This window comes from Streptomyces sp. NBC_00038, from assembly GCF_026343635.1.
Classification (GTDB): domain Bacteria; phylum Actinomycetota; class Actinomycetes; order Streptomycetales; family Streptomycetaceae; genus Streptomyces.
Genome location: NZ_JAPELQ010000002.1, coordinates 852,457 through 879,198, shown reverse-complemented (window position 1 = coordinate 879,198; position 26,742 = coordinate 852,457). Strand labels below are relative to the sequence as shown.

At 70.4% G+C, this 26,742-nt stretch carries 25 protein-coding genes; 12 read left to right on the top strand and 13 right to left on the bottom strand.

Annotation, left to right across the window (positions count from 1 at the left end; translation table 11 throughout):
- Positions 1 to 111: 111 nt before the first annotated feature.
- The 7 genes from OG219_RS47085 (at position 112) to OG219_RS47055 (ending at position 8,570) form a co-directional block, all read left to right on the top strand.
- Positions 112 to 1,587: a glycoside hydrolase family 32 protein gene (locus OG219_RS47085; protein ID WP_266837817.1), complete on the top strand. Its 1,476-nt coding sequence runs from the start codon at positions 112 to 114 to the stop codon at positions 1,585 to 1,587.
- A gap of 106 nt (positions 1,588 to 1,693) precedes the next feature.
- Complete coding sequence (locus OG219_RS47080) at positions 1,694 to 3,037, top strand: sugar ABC transporter substrate-binding protein (protein WP_266837815.1); 1,344 nt, start codon at positions 1,694 to 1,696, stop codon at positions 3,035 to 3,037.
- A gap of 73 nt (positions 3,038 to 3,110) precedes the next feature.
- Positions 3,111 to 4,100 carry a carbohydrate ABC transporter permease gene (locus tag OG219_RS47075; RefSeq protein WP_266837813.1) on the top strand — a complete coding sequence of 330 codons (990 nt, stop codon included), beginning with the start codon at positions 3,111 to 3,113 and terminating at the stop codon, positions 4,098 to 4,100.
- 2 nt (positions 4,101 to 4,102) lie between these two features.
- Positions 4,103 to 4,957: a carbohydrate ABC transporter permease gene (locus tag OG219_RS47070; protein ID WP_266837811.1), complete on the top strand. Its 855-nt coding sequence runs from the start codon at positions 4,103 to 4,105 to the stop codon at positions 4,955 to 4,957.
- Positions 4,958 to 5,078: 121 nt separating this feature from the next.
- Positions 5,079 to 5,426 carry a helix-turn-helix transcriptional regulator gene (locus OG219_RS47065; RefSeq protein WP_266837809.1) on the top strand — a complete coding sequence of 116 codons (348 nt, stop codon included), beginning with the start codon at positions 5,079 to 5,081 and terminating at the stop codon, positions 5,424 to 5,426.
- A gap of 12 nt (positions 5,427 to 5,438) precedes the next feature.
- On the top strand, positions 5,439 to 6,908 hold the full coding sequence (locus OG219_RS47060; protein ID WP_266837807.1) for a substrate-binding protein: 1,470 nt from the start codon (positions 5,439 to 5,441) through the stop codon (positions 6,906 to 6,908).
- Between the two features lie 117 nt (positions 6,909 to 7,025).
- A complete protein-coding gene (locus OG219_RS47055; RefSeq protein WP_266837806.1) occupies positions 7,026 to 8,570 on the top strand; it encodes an amidase in 1,545 nt (514 codons plus the stop codon).
- A 43-nt stretch (positions 8,571 to 8,613) separates the two neighbouring features.
- On the opposite strand, the gene OG219_RS47050 is transcribed toward OG219_RS47055, so the two are convergent.
- From OG219_RS47050 to OG219_RS47000, 11 genes are all read right to left on the bottom strand, one after another.
- Complete coding sequence (locus tag OG219_RS47050; protein ID WP_266837804.1) at positions 8,614 to 9,336, bottom strand: maleylpyruvate isomerase family mycothiol-dependent enzyme; 723 nt, start codon at positions 9,334 to 9,336, stop codon at positions 8,614 to 8,616.
- Complete coding sequence (locus OG219_RS47045; RefSeq protein WP_266837802.1) at positions 9,333 to 10,184, bottom strand: fumarylacetoacetate hydrolase family protein; 852 nt, start codon at positions 10,182 to 10,184, stop codon at positions 9,333 to 9,335. The genes OG219_RS47050 and OG219_RS47045 overlap by 4 nt, the downstream gene beginning before the upstream one ends.
- Positions 10,181 to 11,326, bottom strand: a complete 1,146-nt coding sequence (locus OG219_RS47040; protein ID WP_266837800.1) for a cupin domain-containing protein — start codon at positions 11,324 to 11,326, stop codon at positions 10,181 to 10,183. The genes OG219_RS47045 and OG219_RS47040 overlap by 4 nt, the downstream gene beginning before the upstream one ends.
- 45 nt (positions 11,327 to 11,371) lie before the next feature.
- A complete protein-coding gene (locus OG219_RS47035) occupies positions 11,372 to 12,400 on the bottom strand; it encodes a flavin reductase (protein WP_266837798.1) in 1,029 nt (342 codons plus the stop codon).
- Positions 12,397 to 13,047, bottom strand: coding sequence for an RraA family protein (locus OG219_RS47030; RefSeq protein ID WP_266837796.1), 651 nt, complete (start codon positions 13,045 to 13,047; stop codon positions 12,397 to 12,399). Before OG219_RS47030 ends, OG219_RS47035 begins: the two co-directional genes overlap by 4 nt.
- Positions 13,044 to 13,691, bottom strand: coding sequence for an RraA family protein (locus tag OG219_RS47025; protein WP_266837794.1), 648 nt, complete (start codon positions 13,689 to 13,691; stop codon positions 13,044 to 13,046). Before OG219_RS47025 ends, OG219_RS47030 begins: the two co-directional genes overlap by 4 nt.
- Positions 13,688 to 14,386, bottom strand: a complete 699-nt coding sequence (locus OG219_RS47020) for an RraA family protein (protein ID WP_266837792.1) — start codon at positions 14,384 to 14,386, stop codon at positions 13,688 to 13,690. Before OG219_RS47020 ends, OG219_RS47025 begins: the two co-directional genes overlap by 4 nt.
- Complete coding sequence (locus OG219_RS47015) at positions 14,383 to 15,396, bottom strand: hypothetical protein (RefSeq protein WP_266837790.1); 1,014 nt, start codon at positions 15,394 to 15,396, stop codon at positions 14,383 to 14,385. The genes OG219_RS47020 and OG219_RS47015 overlap by 4 nt, the downstream gene beginning before the upstream one ends.
- A gap of 11 nt (positions 15,397 to 15,407) precedes the next feature.
- Positions 15,408 to 16,412 carry an amidohydrolase family protein gene (locus tag OG219_RS47010; protein ID WP_266837788.1) on the bottom strand — a complete coding sequence of 335 codons (1,005 nt, stop codon included), beginning with the start codon at positions 16,410 to 16,412 and terminating at the stop codon, positions 15,408 to 15,410.
- Between the two features lie 22 nt (positions 16,413 to 16,434).
- A complete protein-coding gene (locus tag OG219_RS47005) occupies positions 16,435 to 17,937 on the bottom strand; it encodes a 4-hydroxyphenylacetate 3-hydroxylase family protein (protein WP_266837786.1) in 1,503 nt (500 codons plus the stop codon).
- 283 nt (positions 17,938 to 18,220) lie between these two features.
- Positions 18,221 to 19,402, bottom strand: a complete 1,182-nt coding sequence (locus tag OG219_RS47000) for a CdaR family transcriptional regulator (protein ID WP_266837784.1) — start codon at positions 19,400 to 19,402, stop codon at positions 18,221 to 18,223.
- 186 nt (positions 19,403 to 19,588) lie between these two features.
- On the opposite strand from OG219_RS47000, the gene OG219_RS46995 reads away from it, so the two are divergent.
- A complete protein-coding gene (locus OG219_RS46995; RefSeq protein WP_266837782.1) occupies positions 19,589 to 21,049 on the top strand; it encodes an aldehyde dehydrogenase family protein in 1,461 nt (486 codons plus the stop codon).
- 34 nt (positions 21,050 to 21,083) lie between these two features.
- Positions 21,084 to 22,037, top strand: a complete 954-nt coding sequence (locus OG219_RS46990) for an oxaloacetate decarboxylase (RefSeq protein ID WP_266837780.1) — start codon at positions 21,084 to 21,086, stop codon at positions 22,035 to 22,037.
- A gap of 104 nt (positions 22,038 to 22,141) precedes the next feature.
- Here OG219_RS46990 and OG219_RS46985 read toward each other — a convergent pair whose 3' ends face one another.
- The gene (locus OG219_RS46985) at positions 22,142 to 22,972 is read right to left on the bottom strand and encodes a p-hydroxycinnamoyl CoA hydratase/lyase (RefSeq protein WP_266837778.1); all 831 of its coding nucleotides are present in this window, start codon (positions 22,970 to 22,972) and stop codon (positions 22,142 to 22,144) included.
- 78 nt (positions 22,973 to 23,050) lie between these two features.
- The gene (locus OG219_RS46980) at positions 23,051 to 23,869 is read right to left on the bottom strand and encodes a PaaX family transcriptional regulator C-terminal domain-containing protein (RefSeq protein WP_266837776.1); all 819 of its coding nucleotides are present in this window, start codon (positions 23,867 to 23,869) and stop codon (positions 23,051 to 23,053) included.
- Positions 23,870 to 24,167: 298 nt separating this feature from the next.
- Here OG219_RS46980 and OG219_RS46975 point away from each other — a divergent pair, with 298 nt between their 5' ends.
- From OG219_RS46975 to OG219_RS46965, 3 genes are all read left to right on the top strand, one after another.
- Entirely contained in the window at positions 24,168 to 25,388 is a 1,221-nt protein-coding gene (locus OG219_RS46975; protein ID WP_266837774.1) for an acetyl-CoA C-acetyltransferase, read from the top strand.
- 51 nt (positions 25,389 to 25,439) lie between these two features.
- A complete protein-coding gene (locus OG219_RS46970; RefSeq protein ID WP_266837772.1) occupies positions 25,440 to 26,195 on the top strand; it encodes an SDR family oxidoreductase in 756 nt (251 codons plus the stop codon).
- A 61-nt stretch (positions 26,196 to 26,256) separates the two neighbouring features.
- Positions 26,257 to 26,589, top strand: a complete 333-nt coding sequence (locus OG219_RS46965; RefSeq protein WP_266837770.1) for a hypothetical protein — start codon at positions 26,257 to 26,259, stop codon at positions 26,587 to 26,589.
- Positions 26,590 to 26,742 lie beyond the last annotated feature (153 nt).

The following is a 26,742-nucleotide window of genomic DNA, read 5'->3' as shown; positions in this document are numbered from 1 at the left end:
CCTTCTGCCTTCTTCGAGATCTACGAGCTTCGAGTTCCGCGGGGGGATCGTGGCCGGCTGCGCCCGGTGATAGTCCCCGCATGCTCTCCACGCATACCGAAAGGCACGTGTGTGTCCACCGCGCCCCCTGATCCGTACCGGCCCGTCGCGCACCTGCGGCCGCCTCGCAACTGGATCAACGACCCCAACGGGCTGGTCTTCCATGACGGCCAGTACCACGTCTTCTACCAGTACAACCCCTACGGCGTGGCCCACGCGAACATGCACTGGGGCCACTTCCGCAGCCCCGACCTGCTGAGCTGGGAGCCGCTGCCGACAGCCCTGTCCCCGACCCCGGGCGGCGAGGACGCCGACGGCTGCTTCTCCGGCAACGCCGTCTCCGACGGCGACCGGCTGATCGCCTTCTACTCCGCGAACCGTTGGGACCGCTCGCCCCAGCACCAGCCGGTCACCCGAGCCACCTCGCTCGACGGCGGTCGGACCTTCACCCCGTACGGCGAACTGCTCGTCCCCGAACTGCCCGAGGGCTGCACGATGTACCGCGACCCGTACGTCTGGCGGGACGGAGACGGCTGGCGCATGCTGGTCGGCGCCACCCTCGCGGACGGCCGTGGCGCCGCCCTGCTGTACGAGTCGACGGACCTGGACACCTGGACCTGCCTGGGTCCCTTCGCCGCCCGCGAGCAGGAGCAGGTCGGCGGCACCGACCTGCGCACCGGCGAGGGCTGGGAGTGTCCCCAGTACCTCCCGGCACAGTCCGGACGCCCCGGTGTCCTCATCTTCAGCGCGTGGCACGAACACGGCGGCCCGCGCTGTGTCGTGGCCCTGGTCGGCGAGGAGCACGGCGACGTCTTCCAGGCCGGCGCACCCGTACTCGTGGACCACGGCCCGGACTGCTACGCACCCGCGCTGCTGCGCGCACCGGACGGCCGGTGGCTGCTGTGGGGCTGGTCGAATGAGGCCCGCGAGGATTCCTGGGCGGTCGCGGACGGATGGGCCGGCGTGCTCACCCTGCCCCGCGAGATCTCCGTGAGCGAAGACGGAACACTGCGTCAGCGGCCCGCCGTGGAACTGCTCGCCCTGCGAGGCGAGCACACCGTGCACACCGAGGGCGTGGCCAACGGCCCCGGGCCGGTGGAACTCGGCAGCGTGGGCCGCGCCTTCGACCTGACGGCCCGTCTGGAGCCGACCGCCGCAGCCGGTCTACGACTGCTCACCGGCCCGGACGAAACCGAGTACCTCGACATCCGCTTCGATCCGGGCACCGGCGAACTGGTCGTCGACCGCGACCACGCCTCGGCGGACAACCGGGCCCACGGGGGCTCCTACCGGATGCCCTGTCCCACCGGTGAGCCGGTCGAGCTGCGCGTGGTCGTCGACCACTCCGTCGCCGAGGTCTTCCTGCCCGCCACCGGCCAGGTGCTCACCCTGCGCTTCTACCCGACGGGCACCGGACCCTGGCGCCTGCAGGCCCACACCGCGCCGGACGCCCGGCTGGACTACGCGGTCGACGCCTGGGAGTTGCTGCCCCTCGTGATCAAGGAGCCGAGCACCGGTACCGACCTGCCGCAAGGGCGGCCCATATGACGGAGCCATCGCCCACGCCGCCGTAAGGCCCGTGCCGACCCCGAATCCCCCCATGCACCTCCGCACCATCCACCCTCACCCGCACCGCACACCGGAGGAACCCACGATGAACATCGGCAGCAGAACATCCCGCCGGACAGCCTGTACGGCTCTGGCCCTCGTCCTTCCCCTGGCCGCACTGGCCGCCTGCGGCGGGGGCAGCACCACCGACACCTCCGCCGAGCAGGGCAGCGGCACGGGCACCATCACCGTCTGGGCCCATCAAGGCGTCAAGGCCGAGTCCACCGCACTGCAGAACGCGGTGAAGTCCTTCAACTCCTCACAGAAGAAGGTCAAGGCCAAGCTGACCCTGATCCCCGACGCCGACTACACCAAGACGATCACCGCGACCGACGCCTCCAAGCTGCCGGACGTGATGGAGTTCGACGGCCCGACCATGGCGAACTTCGTCTACAACAAGAAGCTCGCCGCGATCGACGACTACGTCTCCGCCAAGACCATGGCCAACGCCACGGACGCCATCAAGGCCGAGGGCGAGATCGGCGGCAAGCACTACGGCCTGGGCATGTACGACTCGGGGCTCGGCATCTACGGCAACAAGAAGCTGCTGGACGCCGCCGGGGTCAAGTACCCGACGGGGCTGTCCGACGCCTGGACCGCGGCCGAGTTCACCGACGCCGTGAAGAAGCTGGCCGCCAAGGACTCCGACGGGAAGAGCCTGGACCTCCAGGAGGCCAACGGTTACGCGACCGAGTGGGGCACGTACGGCTTCGCCCCGATCGTCTGGTCGGCCGGCGGATCGTTGTTGAAGAACGGCAAGGCAGAGGGCGTACTGGACACCCCGGCCGTGGCCTCCGCGCTGAAGACCTTCCAGTCCTGGAAGGCGTACACCGACCCCAACACCGACGGAAACGCCTTCACCAAGGGCCGCGTCGCCCTGAGCTGGGTCGGCCACTGGATGTACCCCGCGTACAGCGAGGCTCTCGGTTCCGACCTCGTAGTCCTGCCGCTGCCCGACTTCGGGAACGGCCCCAAGACCGGTCAGGGCTCCTGGGCCTGGGGCATAGGCGCGGGCTCCAAGAACGGCAAGGCCGCCGGCGCCTTCCTCGACTCCCTCCTCGACGACACCAACGTCACCGCGATGACCACGGCCAACGGCGCCCCTCCCGGCACCAAGTCAGCGCTCGCCGCGAGCCCCCTGTACAAGCAGGGCGGCCCGCTCCAGCTCTTCGCCGACCAGCTCGCCAAGCCCTGTGGCGACAGTGACATCACCAAGTCCTGCGTTGCCGTGACCCGCCCGCTCACCGCCGGATACCCCACGGTCACCGCCAAGTTCAGCGAGGCCCTCGCCTCGATCTACGGCGGCGCCGACCCGAAGGGCGCCCTGGAGAAGGCCGCCCGCGCCATCGACCAGGACTTCTCCGACAACGCCGGCTACAAGATCCCGTAACTCCGTCGGACCCAGCGGCCGGGGCGGGCACCTTGAGAGAAGGCTGTCCGCCCCGCCGGGAACAGGACCACTCGTGAAAACCGTGGAACCCGCGGCCGCCGCGCCCTCCGGCCGAGACCAGAGCCGGCCCGCCGCCAGGACCAGGTCCCCGCGGCCGCCCCGCAAGAACCGTGACCGGATGCACGGACTGCTGATGTCCGCACCCGCCCTCACCGGGCTCATCGCCTTCGTCGGCGTCCCGTTCGGTTACGCGGTCGTGCTCTCCTTCTACAACGTGCGCCTCGGCTCCCCGCTGGCGCCCACGTTCTTCGGCCTGGAGCAGTACCGGCGGCTGTTCACCGACCCCGACATGTCCGGGCCGTTCCTCAGGTCCCTGCTGAACAACCTGACCTTCGCCGTGGTCGTGGTCCCCGTACAGACCGGCCTGGCGCTGGCCCTGGCCATCCTCCTCAACCGCAAACTGAAGGCCATCGGCCTGTTCAGGTCCCTGTTCTTCCTGCCGGTCGTCTTCCCCATGGCCCTGGTCGCCGTCATCTGGCGGCTGATCCTCGCCCGCAGCGGCGACGGCCTGCTCAACTCCGCCCTGCACGTGGTGAGTTTCGGCAACTGGGGCGCCTTCGACTGGCTCGGCGACGGACTCACCGCCATGGCCTCGATCATCGCGCTGTCCGTCTGGCAGGGCGTCGGCTTCCAGATGGTCATCCTGCTGGCCGGCCTCCAGCAGATCCCGGGCGAGCTCTACGAGGCCGCCGAACTCGACCGCGCCTCCCGGTGGCAGCAGTTCCGCCACGTCACCCTGCCCGGCATCCGCGGCACCCTCGTCTTCGTCGTCATGCTCACCTCGGTGCTGTCCTTCCGCGTCTTCGACCAGGTCTACGTCCTGGTCAAGGGCGGCGGCCTGAACGAGGACGCCACCCGCACGGTGATGTACGAGGCGGTCACCACCGCCTTCGACCAGAACAACGTCGGCCAGGCGTCCGCGATCACCGTCGTCTTCTTCCTGATCGTCGTCGCCCTGACCCTCATCCAGCGCCGCGCCGTCCGCACCGGCAACGAGGACTGACCATGAGCACCCACACGGGCCTCGCCCGCACACCCCTGCGCCGCTTCCTCGACTACGCCGTCCTGAGCGTGCTGGCCTTCATCTTCGTCCTGCCCGTCCTCTACCTGATCCTCGGCAGCTTCAAGCCCTCCGACCAGGTACTGAACGGCCTGACCGGCTTCCTGCCCACCCACCTGTCCCTCGACAACTACGCCGCCGTCCTGGACAGCTTCAACTCCGATGCCACCGGCTACTTCTGGCGCTTCATGGGCATCTCACTGCTCCTGGCCACGGTCGTGGTCCTCGGTGGGCTGATCGTCAACTCCATGGCCGCCTACGGACTGGCCCGGCTGCGCTGGAAAGGCCAACGCGCCGTCTTCGCCCTCGTGCTGCTGCTGATGCTGGTCCCGTTCGAAGCGGTGGCCGTCCCGCTCTTCTACATGTTCAACGACCAGCGCAACACCATCTACATCCAGGCCGTCCCCTTCATCGCGAACGCCTTCTCCATCTACCAGTTCGCCACGTTCTTCCGAGCGATCCCGCCCAGCATCGAGGAAGCCGCCCGCATCGACGGCGCCGGACCCTGGCGTACCTTCTTCGCGATCATCGTTCCGATGTCGAAGCCGGTGTTCGCCTCGGTCGCGATCCTCACCTTCCTCACCCAGTGGGGTTCCTTCCTCTGGCCCGTCCTGATGGTCTCCGACCCCTCGGTGCGCCCCCTGCCCCTGGAGATCAGCGTCTTCCAGGGCCAGATGCCCGTGGACTGGGGCCAGGTCCTCGCGTTCGGCGTGCTGCTCGTCCTGCCCGTGCTGATCGTCTTCGCCTTCTTCCAGCGGTGGTTCGTACAAGGTGTCGCAAGTTCGGCGGTCAAGGGCTGAACCCGATCTCCCGACGGACGGGAGCGGGCTGGGGGGAAGCGGCTCCTCAGAGCGGTCCGGCACCCTGGACTACGCTGTGATACGTCAACCGTCGCTGACCGATGGAGGGGGGCGATCACAGGTGCCCGCAGACCTGGCGTTCGACGCACTCGCCGACCCCGTACGCCGTCAGATTCTGGGCGTGCTGGCCGAACGCGAGGAGTGCACCGTGAGTGAGCTCGCCGGGCAGATCAGCAGCATCGGCCGTACGGGAGTCTCCAGCCATCTGCGTGTGCTGCGTGCCTCCGGCCTGGTGACCGAGCGCAAAGCGGGCCGGTTCCGGCACTACTCGATCGATCCGGCCGGCCCCGCACGCGAGGTCATCGCGACGCTGCAGGCGCTGTTCCAGGGAGCGCTTGCGGACGCCGGGCGTGCTGCCGCGGCGGCCGACCCCGGCAGCCAGGAACACAAGGACAGCCGGTCTGCCTGATGGGGTGACGTGATGGCCGCACTCCTGCTGCCCGCCGAGGAATGGACCGGCGCATCGCCGGCCACGACGTTCGGTCTGTTCGGCGCGGGCACGGGGGCGGGCTGGGTCTTCGACGCCGTGTGCGACCGGGTCGCGGTGGGCGCGGTGGTGAGGATGGGGGCTCCGCTCGGCGGCCAGGTGGCCGATGCGGTGGAGATCATCGGCCGGATCACCGAAGTACGGCCGCCGTCGTCCGTGAGCGGGTACGGCAGTACCGCAGGACGGGGTGGCCGTATCGAGATCGTGCACGATCAGCCCTGGCGGGGCCGGATCAGGCTGCGTTTCGACGCCGACCGCGGTGGGACGAGGATCCGGCTGTTCGCCGAACTGGACGAGGCCGGACTGGAGTGGCTGATGCGCCGCCGAGGCCTGCCTGCCGGTCGGGGTGCCTCGCCGAATCCGAACGCGCGGCTCGGTCTGCTGAACAGCAAATCCGGCCTGGGGAGCATGTTCGGAGCCGCGACGGACCACATGGCCACGCTCGCCGTCGAGGAGATCAACGCGGAGGGCGGGGTGCAGGGCCGACCGGTGGAACTGGTTGTCGGAGACGATGCCACGGATCCCATGGTCGGCGTCGCCGAGGCCCGGCGGCTGGTCCGGGCCGGCTGCCGGACGATCCTCGTCGCCACGACCTCCGCCACCTACTTCGCGGTCTCGCGGGCCCTCGCCGGCACCGAAGTACTCCTGATACAGCCCCACATGAACGAGGGTGGCGGCTCCGGTCCGTTGCGCGTCCAACTCGGCGAGCACAACGAGGACCAACTGGCCACGGCGGTACGACCGTTGATGCGGGCGGCCGACGGCAAGCGCTGGTTCCTGGCCGGCAACGACTACTGCTGGCCGCGCAGCACCCACGCTGCCGCCCGACGGATCCTGCCGCGATCGGGCGCACGGGTGGTGGGGGAGCGGTACGCCTCACTGGGCACGCGCGACTTCACACAGGTCATCGACTCGGTGACGGCTTCGGGCGCGGACATCGTGCTGTCCACCTTCGTGGGCGCGGACGCCGCCGCGTTCGAGCGCCAGTGCCACGCGATGGGCCTGCGCGAGCGGTGCGTCACGCTCGCACCGGCCATGGACGAGTCCACCCTGGAGCATGTCGGAGCCGACGCGGCGCCCGGCCTGTACGCCGTCTCCGGCTACGTCGAGCAGCTGGGGTCGGCCGGCAACGCCGTACTGCTGCACCGCTACCGGGAGGCGTACGGCCGCTGGGCCCCGCCGCTGTCGACCCTGAGCGAGTCGGTCTTCGAGGCGGCGCACATCTGGTGGTCCGCCGCGCGCCGGGTCGGCGCGGACGAACCGCGGCTGATCGCCGAGGCGATGCGCCCCGGCAGGTTCCAACTCCCGCGCGGGACCGTCACGTTGGACGACGGCGGCCGGGTCGCCCAGGACCTCTTCGTCGCCGAGGCGACCGCCACCGGACTGCGACCGGTCTCGCTGTAACCCCGTAGATCCGGGTAGCTCCGTCGGTCCGCTTAACCGCGAAGTTACGTCAATAAGTATTGACCTATTGGCGCGACGTTCTAAGTTGACGCATGTTCCGTTGAAAGGAGTCGTCCCTTGTCCTCACTCCCCGTGCCCGATGCCGTTCGCCTCGCGGCGATCGACCAGCACTTCCACTTCGGCCTCTCCGTCGAGGAACTCGAAGAGTTCGCACCCGCGGTGGCGGGCACCCTGGCGGCCTCGGAGGCGGTCGAGCGGCTCTACGAGCGCACGGCTCCCACCGCCCCCGACCGTCACTGGACATCGCCCGCTCCGGACGAGAACCGGCTGGGCGCCTGGTATGTGAAGACCTCGGTCAACGAGTCCGCCGAAGGTCAACTGGCCGGTCGTACCGTCGCGGTGAAGGACAACATCGCCGTCGCGGGCGTGCCGATGATGAACGGCTCGCGCACCGTCGAGGGCTTCATCCCGCGCCAGGACGCCGTCGTCGTACGGCGGTTGCTCGATGCCGGCGCGACGATCGCGGGCAAGTCGGTGTGCGAGGACCTGTGTTTCTCCGGCGCCAGTTTCACCTCCCACCCGGGGCCGGTGCGCAACCCGTGGGACGAGAGCCGGAACACGGGCGGTTCGTCCAGTGGCAGCGGCGCGCTCGTGGCGACCGGGGAGGTCGATCTCGCCCTCGGCGGCGACCAGGGCGGCTCGATCCGCCTGCCGGCCGCCTTCTGCGGCATCGTGGGACACAAGCCCACCCACGGACTGGTGCCCTACACCGGCGCCTTCCCCATCGAGCGGACCATCGACCACGTGGGCCCGATGACCCGCACCGTCGCCGACGCGGCCGCGATGCTGGGCGTCCTGGCCGGCGTGGACGGCTTCGACCCGCGCCAGCCCGACGTGATCGAGCCGGTGGACTACCTGGCGGCCCTGGCCGAACCGGCCTCCGGCCTGCGCGTCGGAGTCGTCACGGAGGGCTTCGGTACGCCGGTGTCGGACCCGGGCGTCGACGATGCCGTCCACGCCGCGATCGACGTGCTGGGCTCGGCCGGACTCACCGTGGAGAAGGTGTCGATCCCCTGGCACCTGGACGCCCTCCACGTATGGAACGTGATCGCGACCGAGGGCGCCGCCTATCAGATGCTCGACGGCAACGCCTACGGCATGAACACCGAGGACTTCTACGACCCGGAGCTGATCGCCCACTACGCGCAGGGGCGTGTCGACCGCGGCGCCACTCTCTCCAGGACCGTCAAACTCGTCGGCCTGTCCGGCCGTTACACCTTCGAGGCCGGGGGCGGGAAGTACTACGGCATGGCCCGCCGCCTCCTTCCGGAGGTCCGCGCGGCCTACGACGCGGCACTGGCCCGGTACGACGTGCTGGTCATGCCCACCGTCCCGTACACAGCCAAGGAGATCCCGCCCGCCGATGTCTCCCTGGCCGACTACCTGCACACCGCGTTGTCGATGGTCGGCAACACCGCGCCCTTCGACGTGACCGGCCATCCGTCCTGCAGCGTGCCGACCGGCCTGGTCGACGGCCTTCCGGCAGGTCTGATGATCACCGGCAGGCGCTTCGACGACGCCACAGTGCTCCGCGTCGCGCACACCTATGAACAGGCGGTCGGCGGATTTCCGATGCCTCCTGTCACGGGGAGCGGTTCATAGATCGATTCCGGAGCCGGACGACTCGGTACTGCCCGCCTGGTGTTCACAACCAGGCGGGCAATACCGGTACTGCCGCCGATCCCACCGCCGTCGCACCGTTCGGTCGGCCGGCGAGATAGGCGGTGATCTCGGTGAGCGGGCCCGTGACCGTAGTCGCATCCTCGGCCGTGTCCGGTGCGCCGGGCAGATACCAGCGAGCGGGTAGGTCGGTCGGCCGCAGAACGACCTCAGGCCCTGGGGCGCCTCTGCGTCTGATCACGATGTCGTCGCACAGCGCGGTGAGGAAGTCGGTGGGCAGGGCGGCGAAGTCGATTCCGCTGCCGAGGTCGACGGCGTGCACCCACACCTCGCGCGAGCGCAGCCACGGGATCTCGGTGGCCGCGACGGTACGGCCCTGTGCGGTGAGGACGCGCGACGCCCACTGGTTGTCGTCCAGCTCGTCCATCGCCTTCTCCAAGGCGTCGGAGGAGAGGCGGAGCCATTCCGTCAGGCGTGTGCCGGGCTGTCGGGCGCCTTCCCTGATGCCGGTCGCGCGTTCCTCGGGGGAGGCGTACATCGGGGTCGGCGTGCCGGTCGAGGCCCAGTGGACCAGGTTGGCCAGGGCGTCCGCGTTGGCGGCGACGTGTGCCACCACGTGCTTGCGGGACCAGCCGGGGAGGAGCGAGGGCGCGGCGTAGGCCGCCTCGTCGAGTCGGGCCGTGGCGTGGATGAGGAGTTCGGTACCTTCCCGCATCCAGCGGCGCGTGTCCGCGAGGGATCGGTTCATCGGGCCCCGCCCTCCTTGACGACCCGGTTGTCGAGCCGGCCGATCCCCGCGACCTCCGCCACCACGGTCTCGCCGCCCAGCAGGAAACGCGGGGGCTTGCGGGCGTGTCCGACCCCGCCCGGAGTGCCGGTGGCGATGATGTCTCCGGGGTTGAGCCGCACGATCGTGGAGACGTACTCGACGAGGGCGACGGGGTCGAAGAGCAGGTCGCCGGTGGAGTCGGACTGCATGATCTCGCCGTCCACCTCCAGGCGTACGTCGAGTACCGGGCGTACGCCGCCGGGCAGTTCGTCCGGCGTCACCAGGTAGGGGCCGACGGGCGTCGAGGAGTCCCACATCTTGCCCTGGAGCCATTCGCGGGTGCGGAACTGCCAATCGCGGCAGGTGATGTCGTTGAGCGCGGTGAAGCCCGCGATCGCTCCCGCGGCCGCGTCGGGTGTGGCCCGGCGGACGGGTTTGCCGATGACGACCGCGAGTTCCACTTCCCAGTCGAACTGAGTCGTCTCCTCCGGTCGTGCGATGTCGTCACCGGCTCCGATCAGACTGTCGCCGAACTTCGCGAAGAGCGTGGGGTGTTCGGGCAGGTCGCGGCCCATCTCCTGTATGTGGTTGCGGTAGTTGAGACCCACGCACACCACCTTGGAGGGGCGGGGCACCACGGGTGCGAAGTCCGCGCCGGCCACCGGATACGTCGCCGCACCGGCCGTGGTGGCGCCCTCGGCGCGCTCGTACCAGTCCGGCCGGGCCAGGAACGTGCCGAGGTCGGAGTCCCCGAGGTCGATCAGGACGTCGCCGTCGAGCCGGACGGCCCTGGTCGTGCTGTCGGTGCGGAGGGTGGCGAGTTTCATCGGGCGGCTCCTTCGGTCTGTACGCGGTTGAGGCGGAGCGCCTCGAAGACGGGCGCGTCGCTGAAGCGGAACAGGTCGAGGGACCCTGCGTCGGAGTCGGTGGCTCCCGCCTCGGAACGCGCCGAGAAGGGTTGCCAGGAGGGGACGACGAACAGGTCGCCCCGCGTGACCGTCCAGGTCTGCTCGCCCACGGTGACCGTGCCGGAGCCGTCGAAGACCTGGTAGACCGAGGAGCCGGTCTCGCGTACGGGGGTGGTCTCCGCGCCGCGCACGACCCGGTGCATCTCGGCCCGGATGGTGGGCAGTACGTCGGTTCCGGTCGCCGGATTGGTGAAGCGGACCGCCGCGTGGCCGGGCTCGACTGTTCCCCCGAATCCCTCTGCTGCGAGGGCGAGTTGGTCGGCCAGGGCCCGGTCCGTGTGTTCCCAGCGGTACGCCAGCAGCGGGGAGCCGGGAGCCGTCGTACCGGCCGAGACGGGGCGGAGTCCGGGGTGTCCCCACAGGCGTTCCGACCGCGAGCGGTCGGGAGTGGTCCGCTCCGCGTCACTGATCCGGTCGCGGCCGAACTCGAAGAACTGCGCCTCCGTGACGTACTGCAAGGGGATGTCCAGGCCGTCTATCCAGGCCATCGGCTCGGTGGTGGCGTTGTGGTGGGCGTGCCAGTTCCAGCCCGCCTGGGGCAGGAAGTCGCCCCGTCGCATGGGCACGGGGTCGCCGTCCACGACCGTCCACACGCCCTCGCCCTCGACGACGAAGCGGAAGGCATGCTGCGTGTGGCGGTGCTCGGGGGCGTCCTCACCTGGCATCAGATACTGAATCGCCGCCCACAGGGTGGGAGTTGCGAAGGGACGCCCGCCCAGCGCCGGGTTGGCGAGGGCGATGGCCCGGCGTTCGCCGCCGCGGCCCACCGGGACCAACTCCCCGGCCCGGCCCGCCAGTTCGCGCAGCCGGTCCCAGCGCCACAGGTGCGGTACGGCCCTGGACCTCGGGTGCGCGGGCATCAGGTCGCCGATCTCGGTCCACAGCGGGACCAGCAACTCCTGCTCGAACCCGCGGTAGAGGGACTGGAGTCCTGGGGTGACCTCGGGCTGGCCGGCCGCCTCGACGGCTTCCAGCCGGACCGGCGTCTCGGTACCGCTCATGCGGAGAACCTCCTGCTGCTTCCTGGTGGCGGATGGGTGATCCGGTCAGTCGCCGGTCGTGGGCCGGGCCTGGCGCAGACCGGTGCGTACGACGGCCAGGTGGTCCGTCATGGCCACGCGGGCCGCCTCGGCGTCGCCCCGGGCGATGGCGTCGTAGATCACCTGATGCGCGGTGTTGGTGTGGGCGGTGGCCGCTTTGTCGGTGCCGGCCGCGTAGTGCCGGTGCCGGGCGTGGACCAGGGTGTCGAGCGCCGCGCGGATGGCGGGGTTGCCGCTGGCCCGGCCCAGAGCGGTGTGGAAGGCGACGGCCTCGGCCGTGAACGCCTCCGGGTCACCGGTCGCCGCGTGGGCGCGGCGCATGGTCTCGCGCAACGCGGCGAGAGTCTCCGGGTCGTGGCGGAACGCGGCGAGTTCGGCGGCCACCGGCTCCAGGGCGAGTTGGGCGTCGATGAGGTCCGCGGGCGACAGGCCCGAGGCGCTCAACTGCTCGGACAGGGCGGCCGAGAGGGGGGCGATGCGGTCGTCCGGGGAACCGGGATCCGTCGGATCCAGGCGCCGGTAGCCGCCGGACCAGTAGACGAGGGGCTCGCCGTCTCGGCGGCCCGCGGCCTTGACGGTCCCGACCAGGGTCTCGTGGTCGCCGGCGGGAAGGATCGCCTCCACCGTCGCGTCGAACCAGGCGAGACTGCCGTCGAGGACGGGTGCGCCGGTGACCTCGGTGCGGCTCGGGATGCCGGGGAACGCGTCCTGGCTGAACCCTCGGCCGCGCGTCGCGAAGTACTTCGACACGGCTTGTTGATCCTGGCCCAGCACGTTCACGGAGAACGAACCGGCGGCACGCACCTCGTCCAGCAGGGCGCTGCCGGTGTTCACCGACACCGATACGAGCAGCGGGCGCAGTGACAGCGAGACGAACGAGGTCGCGGTGAGGCCGTAGAGGCCGCTGGGTCCGCTCAGGGCCACGACGGTCACGCCGGAGGCGAAGCGGCCGGCGGCGCCGCGGAAGGCGTCCTCAAGGTCCGTCAGACTCTGCGCCGGAGGAGGTGAGGTGGTGGTGGATGGTGTGGTCGTCATCGGTGGTCCTCCGGTTGTCCCAGTTCGCGGAAGCCGTAGAGGTCGAGGGTGAGGGCGCCGTCGCGCAGCCGTGCCATGTATTGGTCCTCCTTGGCGGCGCGGGCCAGGGCCGCGTCCCGGACGCGCCGTATCTCGGCGGCGGGCAGCACCGCGATGCCGTCCGCGTCCGCGACGACCAGGTCGCCCCGTGCCACGCGGTGGCCCCGCAGTTGAACGGGGCTGCCGACGCGGCCGGGCCAGGACTTGCCGGTGCCCAGGATGGAGACGGACGTCGAGAACGCGGGGAAGCCGAGCTCGCGCAGCCGGTCGGTGTCGCGCACGCCACCGTCGATGACCAGCCCGACGACACCACGGGCGAGGGCGGAGGCGGCGAGGACCTCGCCCCAGTAGCCGTGCTCGCTGCCGCCGGCGTCCACGACGAGCACCTCGCCCGGAACCGCCGCCTCAAGAGCCCAGTGCAGCGGCAGGTTGTCGCCCGGTGCCGCGGCGACGGGCAGGGCGGTGCCCACGCACCGTGCGCCCGCCCAGGCCGGCCGGAACACCGGCGGGAGGGCGCACGGCAGTCCGGATGCCTCGTAGGCGGTGGCCGAGCCGAGGTCCAGCAGTTCCTTCAGCTCACCGGCGTCGAGGGCTTGGAGGGCGCTCATGACGACCTCCTTTGCAGGAGGTGGTAGCCGTAGCGGGCCCGCGCCTCAGCGATGGTGGCGCCCTCCAGCGCGGCGGCCAGGATGCCGGCCTCCCGCTGCTCGATCTCGCGTGCCACACCGAGGATTTCCTCGGCGCGGTCCCAGGGCACGGCGACCACACCGTCCTCGTCACCGATCAGCAGATCGCCCGGCCGCACCTGCACGCCGCCGACCGTGACCGGCCCTTGGACGTCGGCCACCTCCACGCGGTCCTTGCCAGTGCGCATGAACCGGCCCCGGCTGTACACGGGGTAGCCGAGCCCGAGTGCCCGGTGGGTGTCGCGGCAGACGCCGTCGATGACGGTTCCCGCCACCCCGCGCTGGTGGGCGACGGCGGTGAGGATGTCGCCCCACACGGTGGCGTCCGTACGGCCGGAGTTGTCGAGGACGACGACCTGACCGGGCGTCACGTCGTCGAGGTAGTCGCCCACCGTGCCCGGAGGGGACCCCGCGGCCTGGTAGCGCACGGTGAAGGCGCGGCCGACCAGTCGTTGCCCGGCGCCGAGGGGCGCAAGACCGTGCAGCGAGCCGGGCAGCGAGAGACGGTCGAGGGCGTCGGAGATGGTGGCCGTGGAGAGGCCGGACCAGTCGGTGAGGTCGGTCATGGGGTCGGCTCCTGGAAGCGGGATGCGGTGAACTGCGAGTCGTGCATGACGTCGACGACCGAGCGCCCGGCCCGTACCGCCTTGCCCATGAGGCGTTCGCGTCGCACGATCCGTAGGCCGGCGGCGACGACGTCGTCGAGGCGGCTGCGGGGGATGAAGGCGAGCCCGTTGCGGTCGGCGACCAGCCAGTCCCCGGGCTCGACGGTCACGCCGCCGATCAACACGGGGACATCCATGGCCTGTTGGACGATCCGGCCACGGGCGCTGACCGGTACGGCGGCGCGGGCGAAGAGCGGCAGGCCGAGCTGCTCGCACTCCTGCACGTCGCGGCAGGCGCCGTCGACGATGACGCCCGTGACGCCGCGGACGGTCGCGGCCTCGGCCAGCAGTCCGCCCCAGCAGGAGACGTCCGTCCGGCCGCCGTTGTCGACGACCACCACGTCACCGGCTCCCGCGACGGCCACCAGGGGCGACGCGATGTGCGTGGTGGGGCCGTCGGTGCCGACCGGGACCGCCTTGACCGTGCGGACCCGACCCACGGTGACGCCCGGTGCCGCCCACATGGGAGCGATGCCGATGACGGCACCGGGCAGGCCCAGGGAGTCCAGCGCGTCGGAGACGGCGCAGGCGTCCAGCTCGCGCAGCTGCTTGAGCACCAGGGGATCAGCGGTGTCCGTAAGCGAGTTCGTCGTCATGCCTGGCTCCAGGTGACGAAGCCCATCGCGTTGCCGGTGCCGGCCTCGGTGCGGTAACAGGGCTCGTAGCGCACGGAGTCCACGGCCAGCCCGGTGGTGTTCAGTGCCGCCGCGACGGTGATCCAGTTGCGCAGTTCGGAGCTGCCCGACCGCATCTCCTCGGGCGTGAACTCCGTCAGGGCGGCGGTGTCTCCGTCCCGCAGGGCCGCCAGGAAGCGCTGGTCGAGTTCCTCGTCCACGACGAAGTGCGACAGGCCTCCGGAGGCGACAAGCCCGACCCGCAGATCCTCGGGGAAGGAGGCGATGGCGGCGGCGAGCGCCTCACCGAAGGCGACGCACCGCCGGGCCGTCGGCGGGTTGGGCTCGTAGAAGGTGTTCACGAACACCGGCACGAACGGCACCGTCGAGGTCTCGCCCAGGATCCGCTGGTAGATGAAGCCGAAGCCGTGCGGAATGCTGTGGTTGGCGTAGTCGCCCGCGGGCAACCGCTTGGAGGCAGCCGTGTCGAAGCCGGTGCCGACGGTCTCCTCGATGAGGTGGCGGGCAAGCGCCGAGGCCGTGGGCCGGGTGATCAGGTGGTCGGGCACATCCCCGAAGGCGGCCTCCGCCAGGCCGGGCGGCATCGCGTCCAACTGCGCCTGGGTGAACGGCACATGGGCCACCTCGTCGCCCCAGTAGACGGAGAACGCCGGGAGCAACTCGTCGTCGTAGACCTCCTTGTGGTCACTGGAGACGATGACCAGCACGTCCACGTCGGCCTTCTCCAGATGCCGGCCGAGGTCGTCCAGGGCGCTCTGGCACGAGGCCGAGCGCTGCGTCTGGACCTCGACCGTGCACTGGTCCGTGAAGTCCTCGCGCAGTGCGGCCAGTTCGGCGAACGTGTACGTCCCGCCCCGGAAGGCGAGGGAGTCGCTGCGGCGGTCGGCGGTGCCGCGCACGTGCCACAAATCCGGTGCCATCTTCAGCTGGGGGCCGTGCGAGGAGCCGATCCCCGTGACAATGCGAGCCATGTGATCCTCCGTCAGATCCGGAACAGCGAGACGGCGTTCTTCTCGTAGAGCGCCTGGCGGTCCCCGTCGCTGAGCCACTCGATACCGTTGACCAGGGTGTGGATGTCGTCGAACCAGCCGCCGGTGGCGGGGTTGATCTGCGAGCCGGTTCCGGGCTTCTCCGTGCCGAACAGACAGCGGTCCACGCCCACCGTGCGGATCAGCAGCTCGATGGCGTCCTGCGTGTACAGGCAGGTGTCGAACCACAGCCGCCGCAGCCGGTCGACGTAGGACCCGCCGCCGGAGCGGACCAAGTCCGGCTGAAAGCGCCCGACTTGGTACGGGATCGCGCCACCGCCGTGCGAGACCACGATCTTCAGGTCCGGGAAGTCGGTCAGCACGGAGGAGGAGAGCAGGCTCCAGACGGCGACCGTCTCCTCCTGGATGAAGTGCAGGCTGTAGGGCTCGCGGGTCGGCGGACGGCACCCGGCTGAGTGGATGACCGCGGGCACGTCGAGCTCGCACAGCGCCTCGTACAGCGGGTACCAGTAGCGGTCGCCCAGCGCGGGGGGCGTCCGGGTGCCCTCGTACGGGTCGGGATTGAGCAGCGCCCCGACGAATCCGAGGTCCGTGACGGTCCGGCGCAGCTCCTTCGTCCACGCGGCCACGTCCGTCTCCGGGGTCTGCGGCAGGCCGGCGATGCCGCGCAGCCGGTCCGGGAACAGCTGCACGGACTGGTGGATCGCGTCGTTGACCGCCTCGGTGAACGCCGTGACGATGCGGGCGGGTTGCTCGCTGTGCATCATCTGGTACGGCCGCGGCGAGATCAGCTGGATGTCGATCCCGGCCTCGTCGAGGTGGTCGAGGTGGGAGACGTGGCCGAAGCTCGGGTTCGGGGCCTGCCAGGCCTCGCGAACCTGGTCGTCGCTGACGGACGGCGGTCGTACGCCGTGCGCACCGCGGTGCGACAGCAGGCCGGACTTCCACACGTAGAGCGAGTCGGGCGCGGTGACATGCCCGTGGACGTCGATGATCAACGGGGGCTCCTTACAAGGGGTTTCAGGGGCGGGAGATCAGGTCGCGGATCTGTGCGTCGACGGCCGAGCTGTCGTACGAGCGCCACAGCCGGGTGCGGCCGGCGCCCGGCTCGCCGCGGTGCAGGTACTCGTACAGCTCCTGCCGTGAGCCGAATCCGGAACCCACCAGGTCCCAGGCGATGCGGAACAGCCGGGACTTCTCGTCCACGCCGATGTCGTGGCCGCGCATGTACGTCTCAAGGGTCGGGCGCAATTCAGAGGTGAGGTCGGCCTCGCTGGGCTGCATGATCAGCCCCGAGGAGCCGATCTGGCGCAGGATCTCGGCCACCCGCGCCGAGACGCCGGCCGACCAGAAACCGAGGCCGTAGCTGACGCGCGGGGCGAGCAGCCCGCCGGGCGTGCGCTCGGCTGCCGCCTCGGCGCCGATGATGCCCAGCTCCAGGGTCTCGGCGTACGAGATCAGTTCGCCGAGCTGCTCCTGGACGCCGCGGAAGGTGTCCACGCCGATCGAGTGGGCCACCATCTTCGCGACGGAGACGAACACGCGCAGCCGCTGCAGGAACCGGATGTGGGTGCTCTGCAGGCTCCACGCGTTGATGCGGACGAGCCCCTTGATCGCGGTCATGCTGTCGCCGCGCAGGAACAACCGGTCCCAGGGGATGAGCACGTCGTCGAAGAACAGCATCGCGTCCTGTTCGTCGAAGCGACGTCCGAGCGGGTGCGTGTGGCCCTCGGCGTCCAGGCTGTACGGCTCACGGCACAGGATCTTCAGGCCGGGAGCGTTCATCGGCAGCGCGAACCAGAGCACGAACTTCTCGGCTCCGCGCGCGGCGGTCACGCCGTTGAGGTAGACGAGGACCTCGTGCGAGAAGGGGGCGAGTGTGGCGAGCTGCTTGGCGCCGCGCACGACCACGCCGTCCGCTCTCTCCTCGACGATGTGGAGCGACAGGGTGTCGTCCACGAGCGGGTCCGCGCTGCGGTCGATCTGGGGGTCGCCCAGGGCATGGGTGAGCACGAGGTCGTGCTCACTGGCGTAGCGGTGGTAGGCGACGGCGTGCTGCCCGAACCCCTCCCGGGCGGCGTCGAGTTCGGGCGCGTAGTCGCGCAGACCGACGACGACGTTCGACATGAAGTCGGGAGAGCGGCCGAGCTGGCCGAGGCTCTCGCGCATCCACCACTCGCTGGCCGCGAACTTGGCGCGCAGTTCCTCGGGGGTGGACGGCATCGAGTACGCCTGGCTGACGCGGTTGCCCGTTTCCGGCGACCGATACGTGGACAGCTCGATGTGCTCGGGGGAGTGGCGCAGGTCCAGCAGCCTCGCGAACTCGTCGACGACGCCGCGGAAGGCCGGATGCGTGGCCACGTTGTCCACGCGCTTGCCCGACAGCCACACGTCGCGGCCGTCGTCGAGGCTCGCGCGGTACTGGTCGCCGGTCAGGATGCCGGTGGCGCCGCCGATGTCGGCGATGGCGCCGCTCGCCCCGGCGAGGGCATCGGGAGTGTCGGCCGGTACTGAGGTGGTCATGTGTGCTCCTACGGACCTGGACCCTGCGAGATCTGTGTGTCTCGGAGTCAATGCCAGGCACCGGGGCGGGCACATCGGATGCGGTGGACCACATGGGGCGCGGGATTTCCGACACCGTGTCGGAGAGCGCGGGAGCGAGGGAGGCCCGCGTGGGCCGGGGGAACGTGGGGCGCGGGTACGCGAGGGAGCGGGGGAGTGGCTGGTCGGCCCGGGGGAGCGCGGGCGCTCGGTCCCGGCACCGCCCGCCCTCTGGAGGACCATGCGCTCCGGACCGCGTGGTCCTTCAGAGGGCGGGCGCAGGCGGCAGGATCCCCGCCAGCCGTGCGACGCGCAGTCCTGTGTGCAGCTCCCTGCGGACGGCGCCGTCGTGGAGGTCGGCTCCCGTGACCTTGCGGGCGCGGTCGAGCCGGTAGTACAGCGTGCTGCGGTGGATCATCAGGCGTCGCGCGGTCTCCTGGCCGTCCGCGCCGCAGTCCAGGTAGACCTCCAGTGTGGTGGCGAGATCGGGCCCGGACGCCGGGTCGACCAGCGCGCCGACCGAGGCGGGGAGATCCTCCACCGTCAGCCGCTCCAACGGCAGTTGCAGCAGGAGCCGGTCCAGACCGAGGTCGTCCCACGAGACGACCGGGCCGTAACGGCCGGGGTCCAGTTCCCCTCCCCGTACGGCGAGTCGGGCCTGCCGTACCGACGACACGGCGTCGGACAGTTCGTGCACCGGGGCCCCCATGCCGAGCAGCACCCCGTCACGGGCGGGCGGCCGACCGGGCGTCGGGGACCGGCCCGGTCCGTGAGCGAGGACGGCCACGGCCCGGTCGCCGATCACCGCACCCGCGACCGCCTCGCGCATGGACCGGGCGAGGCCCCCCAGCGCCGCCTCCAGCGCGGTGCGCCGCTGCGCGGCCGACGAGCCGCCGGCACCGGGAGCGACGATCACGAGCCCCGTGTACTCCGCCGCCGCGGGCAGGACGCCGTCGGCCACCAGGAGACGGGCGGCCTCGGCGTGCCGTGCCGCGTCGTCGGACACCAGGTCCGAGACGAGCATGCGCAGCCGCAGCCGGGTCTCCTGGTTGTCCAGCGCCCGTACCGCGAGCAGCCGTCCGAGGTCCGGTCCGAACCGGTCGACCAACTCGCGTACCGCGCCCGGTACTTCGCTCGGGGCACCGGGCTCGACCCACACCAGATAGCCGAACAGCTGGCCGTCGTGGCGCACCGCCACCGCCACCCGCTCGGGAAACCCGTCCGCCGCCGGCAGCCGCACCGGAGCGGACGCGTGGGCCGCACCGGAGGCGCGCAGCATGTCCCGGACCGTGGTGCTGCCGCGCCGGGACAGGATCGTCAGCCGACGGGCCTCGTCGACGTCCGCGTCGTGGGCGCTGTAGGCGGCCACGTTGAGATCGACGTCGTACAGCACCAGCGGGCGTTCGAGCAGCTCGGCGAGGTGTTCCACCGTCGCGTCGATGTCCATGAGCGGCCTCCTTGCCCTGGGTCCGGCCTGGGACGGCCCGCCCGCCCTCGCCTGTAAATGGGCCCCGCTCCATGATCGCATCCGACACCGTGTAGGAAACAGAGGGAACAGATTGGCGCAGTGGGCCCAAGGCGGCGGGGCGCGGTGGATCTTAGCGTGGGGCCGTACGCCGAGAGGGGAGCCCACATGTCCGCCCTGAACCTGATCTCGCTCCAGGGATTGATCTTCTCCGACGGGTGGCGCGTCCCATCCGGCGGTGAGCGGGAGGTGCTCAACCCGGCGGACGGGTCGCGGGTCGGCACGATCGGCCTCGGTGACCCCACGGACGTCGACCGCGCGTGCGCCGTAGCCCTGGATGCACAGCGGCAGTGGGGGCTCAGCCCTGCCACGCACCGCAAGCAGGTGCTCCTGGCCGCGGCCGCGGCCCTCGCCGAGGCGCGCGCCGAGGTGGTGTCGACGCTGATCACGGAGACGGGCAGCACCAGGGGGAAGGCCGAGCAGGAGATCACGAAGTCGCTCGACGAACTGACGGCGGCGGCATCGCTCACCGAGCACCCGACGGGGGAGCTGCTCCCGCATGATTCACCGGGAACGCTCAGCATGGCGCGCCGCATCCCGGTCGGCGTCGTGGGCGTGATCTCGCCCTGGAACGCCCCGCTCCTGCTTGCGATGCGTTCCGTCGCGCCCGCTCTGGCGCTCGGCAACGCCGTGGTGCTCAAGCCCGACCCGAAGGCAGCGCTCTCGGGCGGCTGGGTGATCGCCCGGATCTTCGAACGGGCGGGGCTGCCTTCGGGGGTGCTGCACGTCGTTCCCGGCGGGCCGGAGACCGGCGAGGCGCTGGTCACGGACCCGCGCGTGCCGGTGATCTCCTTCACCGGTTCCTCGGCCGCCGGCCGCCGCGTCGGCGCCGCGGCCGGGGCCCTCATCAAGCGCGCGGTGCTCGAACTCGGCGGGAACAACCCGGTGTTGGTGCTCGACGACGCCGACCTCGACGCCGCGGTCAACAACGCTGCCTGGGGATCCTTCCTCCACCAGGGCCAGATCTGCATGGCCACCGGCCGTCACCTGGTCCACGAGAGCCTCGCCGACGCCTACGTCGAGAAGATCACCGCCAAGGCCGAGGCCCTGCGCGTCGGAGATCCGGCGGACCCGACCGTGAACATCGGCCCGCTCATCACCGAGGAGCAGGCCGCCCGCGTCGAGAAGATCGTGAACGAGGCGGTGTCGGCCGGCGCGCGGCTGGTCTCGGGCGGCGTCCGCACCGGCACCTTCTTCACCCCCACCGTGCTGGCCGACGTGGACCCCACATCTCCCGCGTTCACCGAGGAGATCTTCGGCCCCGTCATCGCGGTCACCCCGTTCACGGACGACGACCACGCGGTGGCACTCGCCAATTCCAGCGAGTACGGCCTCTCCGCCGCCGTGCACACCAGGGACTTCGCGCGCGGCCTCGCCGTGGCGGACCGGATCAGGGCCGGGATGGTCCACGTCAACGGACAGACGATCAACGACGCCGCGCACATTCCCATGGGAGGCCTGGGCGGCTCGGGCAACGGCGGCCGGCACGGCGGCCACTGGAACCTCGACGAGTTCACCCACTGGCAGTGGGTGACGGCGAGCCCGACGGCCCCCACCTACCCGATCTGAACCCCGGGCTCCACCCGGACGAAAGGAGCCGACGGTGCGATCGGCGACACAGAAGCGCGAGTTGTTCCGGTCCGTGCTGGCCCGCGAGGGCGTGACCGTCGTACCCGGCGGATTCAGTCCCATGGACGCCGCCATCACCGAACGCGCGGGCTACGGCGCCTTCTTCCTCGCCGGCTCCCAGGCAGCGGCGTTCCTCTACGGTGCGCCCGACGTCGGTGTCCTCGGCCTGAACGACATGGCGGTCCACGCCGGACGCGTCGCCGGTCACGCCGACATCCCCGTCCTCGTGGACGGGGACACCGGCTACGGCAACGCGGTGAACGTGTATTTCGCGGTGCAGCAGTTGGTCCGGTCGGGCGCGGCGGCGGTGCAGATCGAGGACCAGGAAGCACCGAAGAAGTCCGGCACCGACGCGGGACGCCGTCTCGTGTCGGTGGAGGAGGCCGTCGGCAAATACCGGGCCGCCGTACGCGCCCGCGACGAAATCGACCCGCTGTTCACGATCTGCGCGCGGTGCGACGCCATCGGCGCCGAGGGCGGCGGCTTCGAGGAAGCCGTCCAACGCTGCGTCCGTTACGTCGAGGACGGGGGAGCGGACTTCGTCTGGCTGAACTCGCTCCAGACGCGGGAGCAGATCGCGGAGGCGTGCGAGCGCATTCCGGCCCCGGTGATGACCGTATGGGGTGGCGAGGGCCCGGGGCCCACCCTCGACGAGTACGAGCGGCTGGGCCTGCGGATCGCGCTCTTCCCGGTGCTGGCCTCGAAGTCCGGGCTGCAGGCCGCATGGGATCTGCTGCACGCCTTCCGGCACGAGGGGACACCGGCTCTCGACGCCTGGGCGCGGAAGGTCGCCGAGAGCCCTTGGGGCGCGGCTCCGCTGCCTTCCCTCACCGGTACCGAGCGAGTGCGGCAGCTGGAGGACGAGTTCCTGCCGACCGAGTTCCGGCGCGACTACGAGTCGACGTTCGGGCACACGCCGTCCACGTGAGCGGCGGGAAATGCAACAGTCCGACGGTTGCTCTCCCCTTCGCGTTTATCTTCTGCGGCCGGGCGTGCCGGCGGGTGTGCGGGTACCCCGCCGGCCTTCTCGCCTCAGGCGTCGGAGTCCGTTCGCTGGTACGGCGCCAGCCCCGGCTTGATCTCCTTCGTGTCCAGGAACTGTGACAGGCCCTTCTGCCGGCCGTCCTCCTGGTCGCGCGTCAGCAGCTGGGCCGACTTGGCCGCCATGTAGTCGGTGGCCTGCTCGTAGTTCATCGTCGCCGCGTGCCGGAACGTCTCCTTCGTGGAGCGGAGCACCTCGGGGTTGAGCTTGCGCAGCTTGGCCGTGAGTTCACGAACGGCCTCGCTCAACTGCTCCCTCGGGACTGAGCTGTTGACGAGCCCGATCTCCTGAGCGCGCCGACCGTCGAAGGTGTCCCCGGTGAGCGCGTAGAAGAGCGCGTCCCGGTAGCCCAGCGCCATCGCGATGTCCCGGGTGACCAGGCCGCCGGGCAGGATGCCCCAGTTCACCTCGGACAGCCCGAACCGGGCCTCGTCCGCGGCGATCGCGAGGTCGCACGAGATGAGGGGCATGAAGGCGCCGCCGAAGCACCAGCCGTTGACGGCGGCGATGGTCACCCGGGGAAAGAAACGCAGCCGGTTGTAGGACCACTCCCGCATGGTCCACCGCGCCTTGTCGGCGAGGACCGGGTCGTGATCGGTCTCCCGGAAGTACTCCTTGAGGTCCATTCCGGCACTGAAGGATTCCCCCGCGCCCGTGAGGACCAGGACGTCCGTCCCGCCGTCCGTGGACAGGCGGGTCAGAGCGTCCAGCATCTCGTCATTGAGCTGCGGACTCATCGCGTTGCGCTTGTGCGGCCTGTTGAGGGTGACCGTGGTGACGCGGTCCTCGGTCTCAACAGATATGCACTCGTAGTGGGGCATGTCGTAGCTCCTCGACCACTAGGCTTCGAGGAGCAATGTATAACAACAATACGGCTGCCACCATAGGAGTGTTATTTATTACTGGGCGGAGGCCTTCGCGTAGAGATCGGTCGACGTGGCGGCGAGCGCCTCGTGGGCCTGCGTGAAGAGCCGGTGTGCCTCGTCGCCGGTCCAGCCGGGTGGCTGGAGCTCGGTCGGGAGCTGCGGGTCCCGCTGTACGACGTGGCGGTAGGCGTTGACGAGCCGGACGCGCTCGGCGAGTGCCGCGCCGGCGTCGAGTGTGCGGGCTCGGAAGTCTCCGTGGCCGGTGCGGAGCCGTCGTACGAACTCGGCGTAGTCCGCGGCGATCTCGTCCAGCTCCCAGCACTGGGCGGCCATGGCGCGGTCGGCCGACAGGCCCGTGGTGCGGGTGGTGAGGAGGGTCAGCCGGGCGGTGGGCAGGAGTGCCGCGGCGTTGGCGACCTCGTCCAGGCGGGGATGGGGGCAGACCCAGGTGGCGGCGGCGAGCGAGCCGAAGCCGAGCCAGGCCAGCTTCTTGCGCAAGTCGTCGCGGGTCTGGCGATCGTTCTCCGGCACCGTGTAGATGACCATCGACCACTCGCCGTTCCAGGGAGCGGTCGGATCGCGGAAGATCTTCCGGCGTCCTTCGTCGAGTGCCTGGAGGGCGGTCGGCGTGAAGCGGTAGATCGACTCCCGGCCCTCGCGTCGTACGTCGAACCAGCCGCGCTCGCGCAGCCGGGCCAGGGTGACCCGCATCACCGGGCCGGAGATGTCGAGCTCCTCGCCCAGCGCGACGAGGGCCTTCAATCGGATCTCCCGGCCGCCTGTGCGGTCGAAGTCGCCCAGCAGGTCCATGGCCAGGGAGGTCGGCTTGGGTGAGTTCTCGGTGTCCACCATGGGTCCCATCTTAGGGGACTCCCTGGAACGTGTAACAGATCATCGTCGGTGCTTTCGAGGATCCGTTCGGTCTGAGGTGTAAGCGATGGAGGTGGTGGAGGGGCTGGGCTTGGGGAATCGCGGGGGCCGAGGATCCATGTTTAACGAAATTGCGCGTGGCGTTCCAAATGTGTTTCGTGAAGAGTATGGTGCTCACCGGATGCACAGCGCGGTCGCGGTTGCCGGCCGTGCCTCGGATCTGGAGCGGCCTTGTGGGCCGAGTCTCCAGCCGCAGCGTTTCGCCTCTCTAGGAGTCTCCGTGACCGAAGCCGTCATCGTCGCCACCGCCCGTTCTCCCATAGGCCGAGCCTTCAAGGGGTCGCTCAGGGACATACGCCCCGACGACCTGACCGTGCAGATGGTGCGCGCGGCTCTCGCCCAGGTTCCGCAGCTCGGCCCGGGCGACATCAACGACCTCATGCTGGGGTGCGGTCAGCAGTCCGGTGTCTCGGGGTTCAACATGGCCCGGATCGTGGCGGTGCTCGCCGGCCTCGACCAGGTGCCCGGCACCACTGTCAACCGCTTCTGTTCCTCCAGCCTGCAGACCACCCGGATGGCACTGCACGCGATCAGGGCGGGCGAGGGCGACGTCTTCATCTCCGCGGGCGTCGAGACCGTCAGCCGCTACGGCGGCCCCGAGTACTCCGACCTGCGTCCCGACGCCCTCAACCCGGCCTTCGTCGACGCGAGGGCGCGGACGGACGAGATCGCCTCGGGCGGCCGGACCTGGACGGACCCGCGCGACGAGGGGGTCCTGCCGGACGTATACATCGCGATGGGGCACACCGCCGAGAACGTCGCGGCGCTGCACGGAATCGGACGCGAGGAGCAGGACGCGTTCGCGGTACGCAGCCAGAACCGCACCGAGAAGGCGATCGCGGACGGCTTCTGGGCCAAGGACATCACGCCGGTCACCCTCCCCGACGGCACGGTGGTGAGCCGGGACGACGGCCCCCGTCCCGGGGTCACCGTGGAAGCGGTCAGTGAACTGAAGCCCGTCTTCCGGCCGGACGGCACCGTGACCGCGGGCAACTGCTGCCCCCTCAACGACGGAGCGGCCGCCGTAGTGATCATGTCCGACACGAAGGCGCGGCAGCTCGGCATCACCCCGCTCGCCCGCATCGTCAGCACCGGACTGACCGGCCTGTCGCCCGAGATCATGGGCCTCGGCCCGGTGGAGGCCACCCGTCAGGCACTCGCCCACGCGGGGATGGGTATCGGCGACATCGACCTCGTCGAGATCAACGAGGCCTTCGCGGCGCAGGTCATCCCCTCTGCCCGTGAGCTGGGCATCGACGAGGACAGGCTCAACGTCAACGGCGGCGCCATCGCGATCGGGCACCCCTTCGGCATGACCGGGGCTCGGATCACCAGCACGCTGATCAACTCCCTTCAGCACCACGACAAGCAGGTGGGCCTGGAGACCATGTGCGTCGGCGGCGGACAGGGCATGGCGATGATCGTCGAGCGCCTGAGCTAGGACCCTTGCTGACCTGCGGGAAGAGATGGGAAGGGAAATGAGGAGGAAGACATGACAGGACGCTTCACGGGCAGGACGGCCGTCGTCACCGGAGCGAGCCGCGGGATCGGGCTGGGTATCGCCCAGCGCCTGGTGGACGAGGGCGCCAAGGTCGTCGTCACTGCCAGGAAACAGGAGGCGCTCGACGAGGCCGTCGCATCGCTCGGAGGCCCCGAACACGCTCTCGGCGTCGCAGGCAAGGCCGACGACCCCGACCATCAGGCGGAGACCGTGAAGCGCGCGGTCGAGGCCTTCGGCAGCCTGGACTTCCTGGTCAACAACGCGGGCATCAACCCGATCTTCGGGCCGCTCGTCGAGGTGGACCTCGCCGCCGTACGGAAGATCATTGAGGTCAACTGCGTCGCCGCCCTGTCCTGGGTGCAGCAGGCGCACCAGGCCTGGATGGGCGAGCACGGCGGCGCCGTCGTGAACGTGGGCTCCGGTACGTCACTTCGCCCCGCACCCGGGATGGGCGTCTACGGCTCCAGCAAGGCGCTGCTCACCTATCTCACCCGGGAGCTCGCGGTGGAGCTCGGCCCGTCCGTCCGCGTCAACGAGGTGGCCCCCGCCGTGGTGAAGACCCGGTTCGCGGCTCCCCTGTACGAGGGGCGCGAGGAGGAGGTGGCCGCCGCCTACCCGCTCAAGCGGCTGGGCGTCCCCGAGGACATCGGCAGCGTCGTCGCGTTCCTGCTGTCGGAGGACGCCGGCTGGCTGACCGGACAGCAGCTCGTCGTCGACGGCGGCGTGACGCTGACCGGCGTCGGCTGAGCCGGAAAAGGCCCGGAGGCGACGGGAAAACTCCGGTCGCCCGCACGGCAAGGAGAGTCGCATGATTGTCCATGTGGAGGTCGGCCGCCGGCACTGCGAAGTGCGCGATGCCGACGACCTCAAACGATTGAGCGTCGAGGTGGCAGGCGAGGCCCCCGACGAGGAGATCGACCGGATCGCGGCACCGCTGGTGCGGCTGCAGTCACCCACGCACGCGTGGGTGTCCGTCCGGGAACTGCGCGCCGCCTGCGCCCGCGAGGGCGACCCGGCCTGGGCGCGGGATTTCGACGCGATGGTGGCATTCGCAGCGTCCAAGGGCTGGGTCGACGACACCGGCACGCAACTGCGCGCCCACGTGGTCCGTACACCTGGTCCGGAACCGCAGAAAAGCTAAACAAATCTGCGACGACAGTCGTGACATTGTCATTCGAAGAAGTTACGGTCCTGTTCAGGGGCCTTTTCCATCACAACGACGTGTACGCGCAGAGCCGCCTGGCTGATGTCGCACCTCCGCGACAGAGCCGGTGACGCGCGGGACGGAGGCAAG

Coding starts and splice junctions, on each gene's coding strand:
- OG219_RS47080 (WP_266837815.1), top strand. CDS start 1,694: ATGAACATCGGCAGCAGAACATCCCGCCGGACAGCCTGTACGGCTCTG.
- OG219_RS47050 (WP_266837804.1), bottom strand. CDS start 9,336: ATGAACCGATCCCTCGCGGACACGCGCCGCTGGATGCGGGAAGGTACC.
- OG219_RS47030 (WP_266837796.1), bottom strand. CDS start 13,047: ATGAGCGCCCTCCAAGCCCTCGACGCCGGTGAGCTGAAGGAACTGCTG.
- OG219_RS47040 (WP_266837800.1), bottom strand. CDS start 11,326: ATGAGCGGTACCGAGACGCCGGTCCGGCTGGAAGCCGTCGAGGCGGCC.
- OG219_RS46970 (WP_266837772.1), top strand. CDS start 25,440: ATGACAGGACGCTTCACGGGCAGGACGGCCGTCGTCACCGGAGCGAGC.
- OG219_RS46985 (WP_266837778.1), bottom strand. CDS start 22,972: ATGCCCCACTACGAGTGCATATCTGTTGAGACCGAGGACCGCGTCACC.
- OG219_RS47070 (WP_266837811.1), top strand. CDS start 4,103: ATGAGCACCCACACGGGCCTCGCCCGCACACCCCTGCGCCGCTTCCTC.
- OG219_RS46965 (WP_266837770.1), top strand. CDS start 26,257: ATGATTGTCCATGTGGAGGTCGGCCGCCGGCACTGCGAAGTGCGCGAT.
- OG219_RS47020 (WP_266837792.1), bottom strand. CDS start 14,386: ATGACGACGAACTCGCTTACGGACACCGCTGATCCCCTGGTGCTCAAG.
- OG219_RS47045 (WP_266837802.1), bottom strand. CDS start 10,184: ATGAAACTCGCCACCCTCCGCACCGACAGCACGACCAGGGCCGTCCGG.
- OG219_RS46980 (WP_266837776.1), bottom strand. CDS start 23,869: ATGGTGGACACCGAGAACTCACCCAAGCCGACCTCCCTGGCCATGGAC.
- OG219_RS47060 (WP_266837807.1), top strand. CDS start 5,439: ATGGCCGCACTCCTGCTGCCCGCCGAGGAATGGACCGGCGCATCGCCG.
- OG219_RS47035 (WP_266837798.1), bottom strand. CDS start 12,400: ATGACGACCACACCATCCACCACCACCTCACCTCCTCCGGCGCAGAGT.
- OG219_RS47015 (WP_266837790.1), bottom strand. CDS start 15,396: ATGGCTCGCATTGTCACGGGGATCGGCTCCTCGCACGGCCCCCAGCTG.
- OG219_RS46995 (WP_266837782.1), top strand. CDS start 19,589: ATGTCCGCCCTGAACCTGATCTCGCTCCAGGGATTGATCTTCTCCGAC.
- OG219_RS47005 (WP_266837786.1), bottom strand. CDS start 17,937: ATGACCACCTCAGTACCGGCCGACACTCCCGATGCCCTCGCCGGGGCG.
- OG219_RS47000 (WP_266837784.1), bottom strand. CDS start 19,402: ATGGACATCGACGCGACGGTGGAACACCTCGCCGAGCTGCTCGAACGC.
- OG219_RS47025 (WP_266837794.1), bottom strand. CDS start 13,691: ATGACCGACCTCACCGACTGGTCCGGCCTCTCCACGGCCACCATCTCC.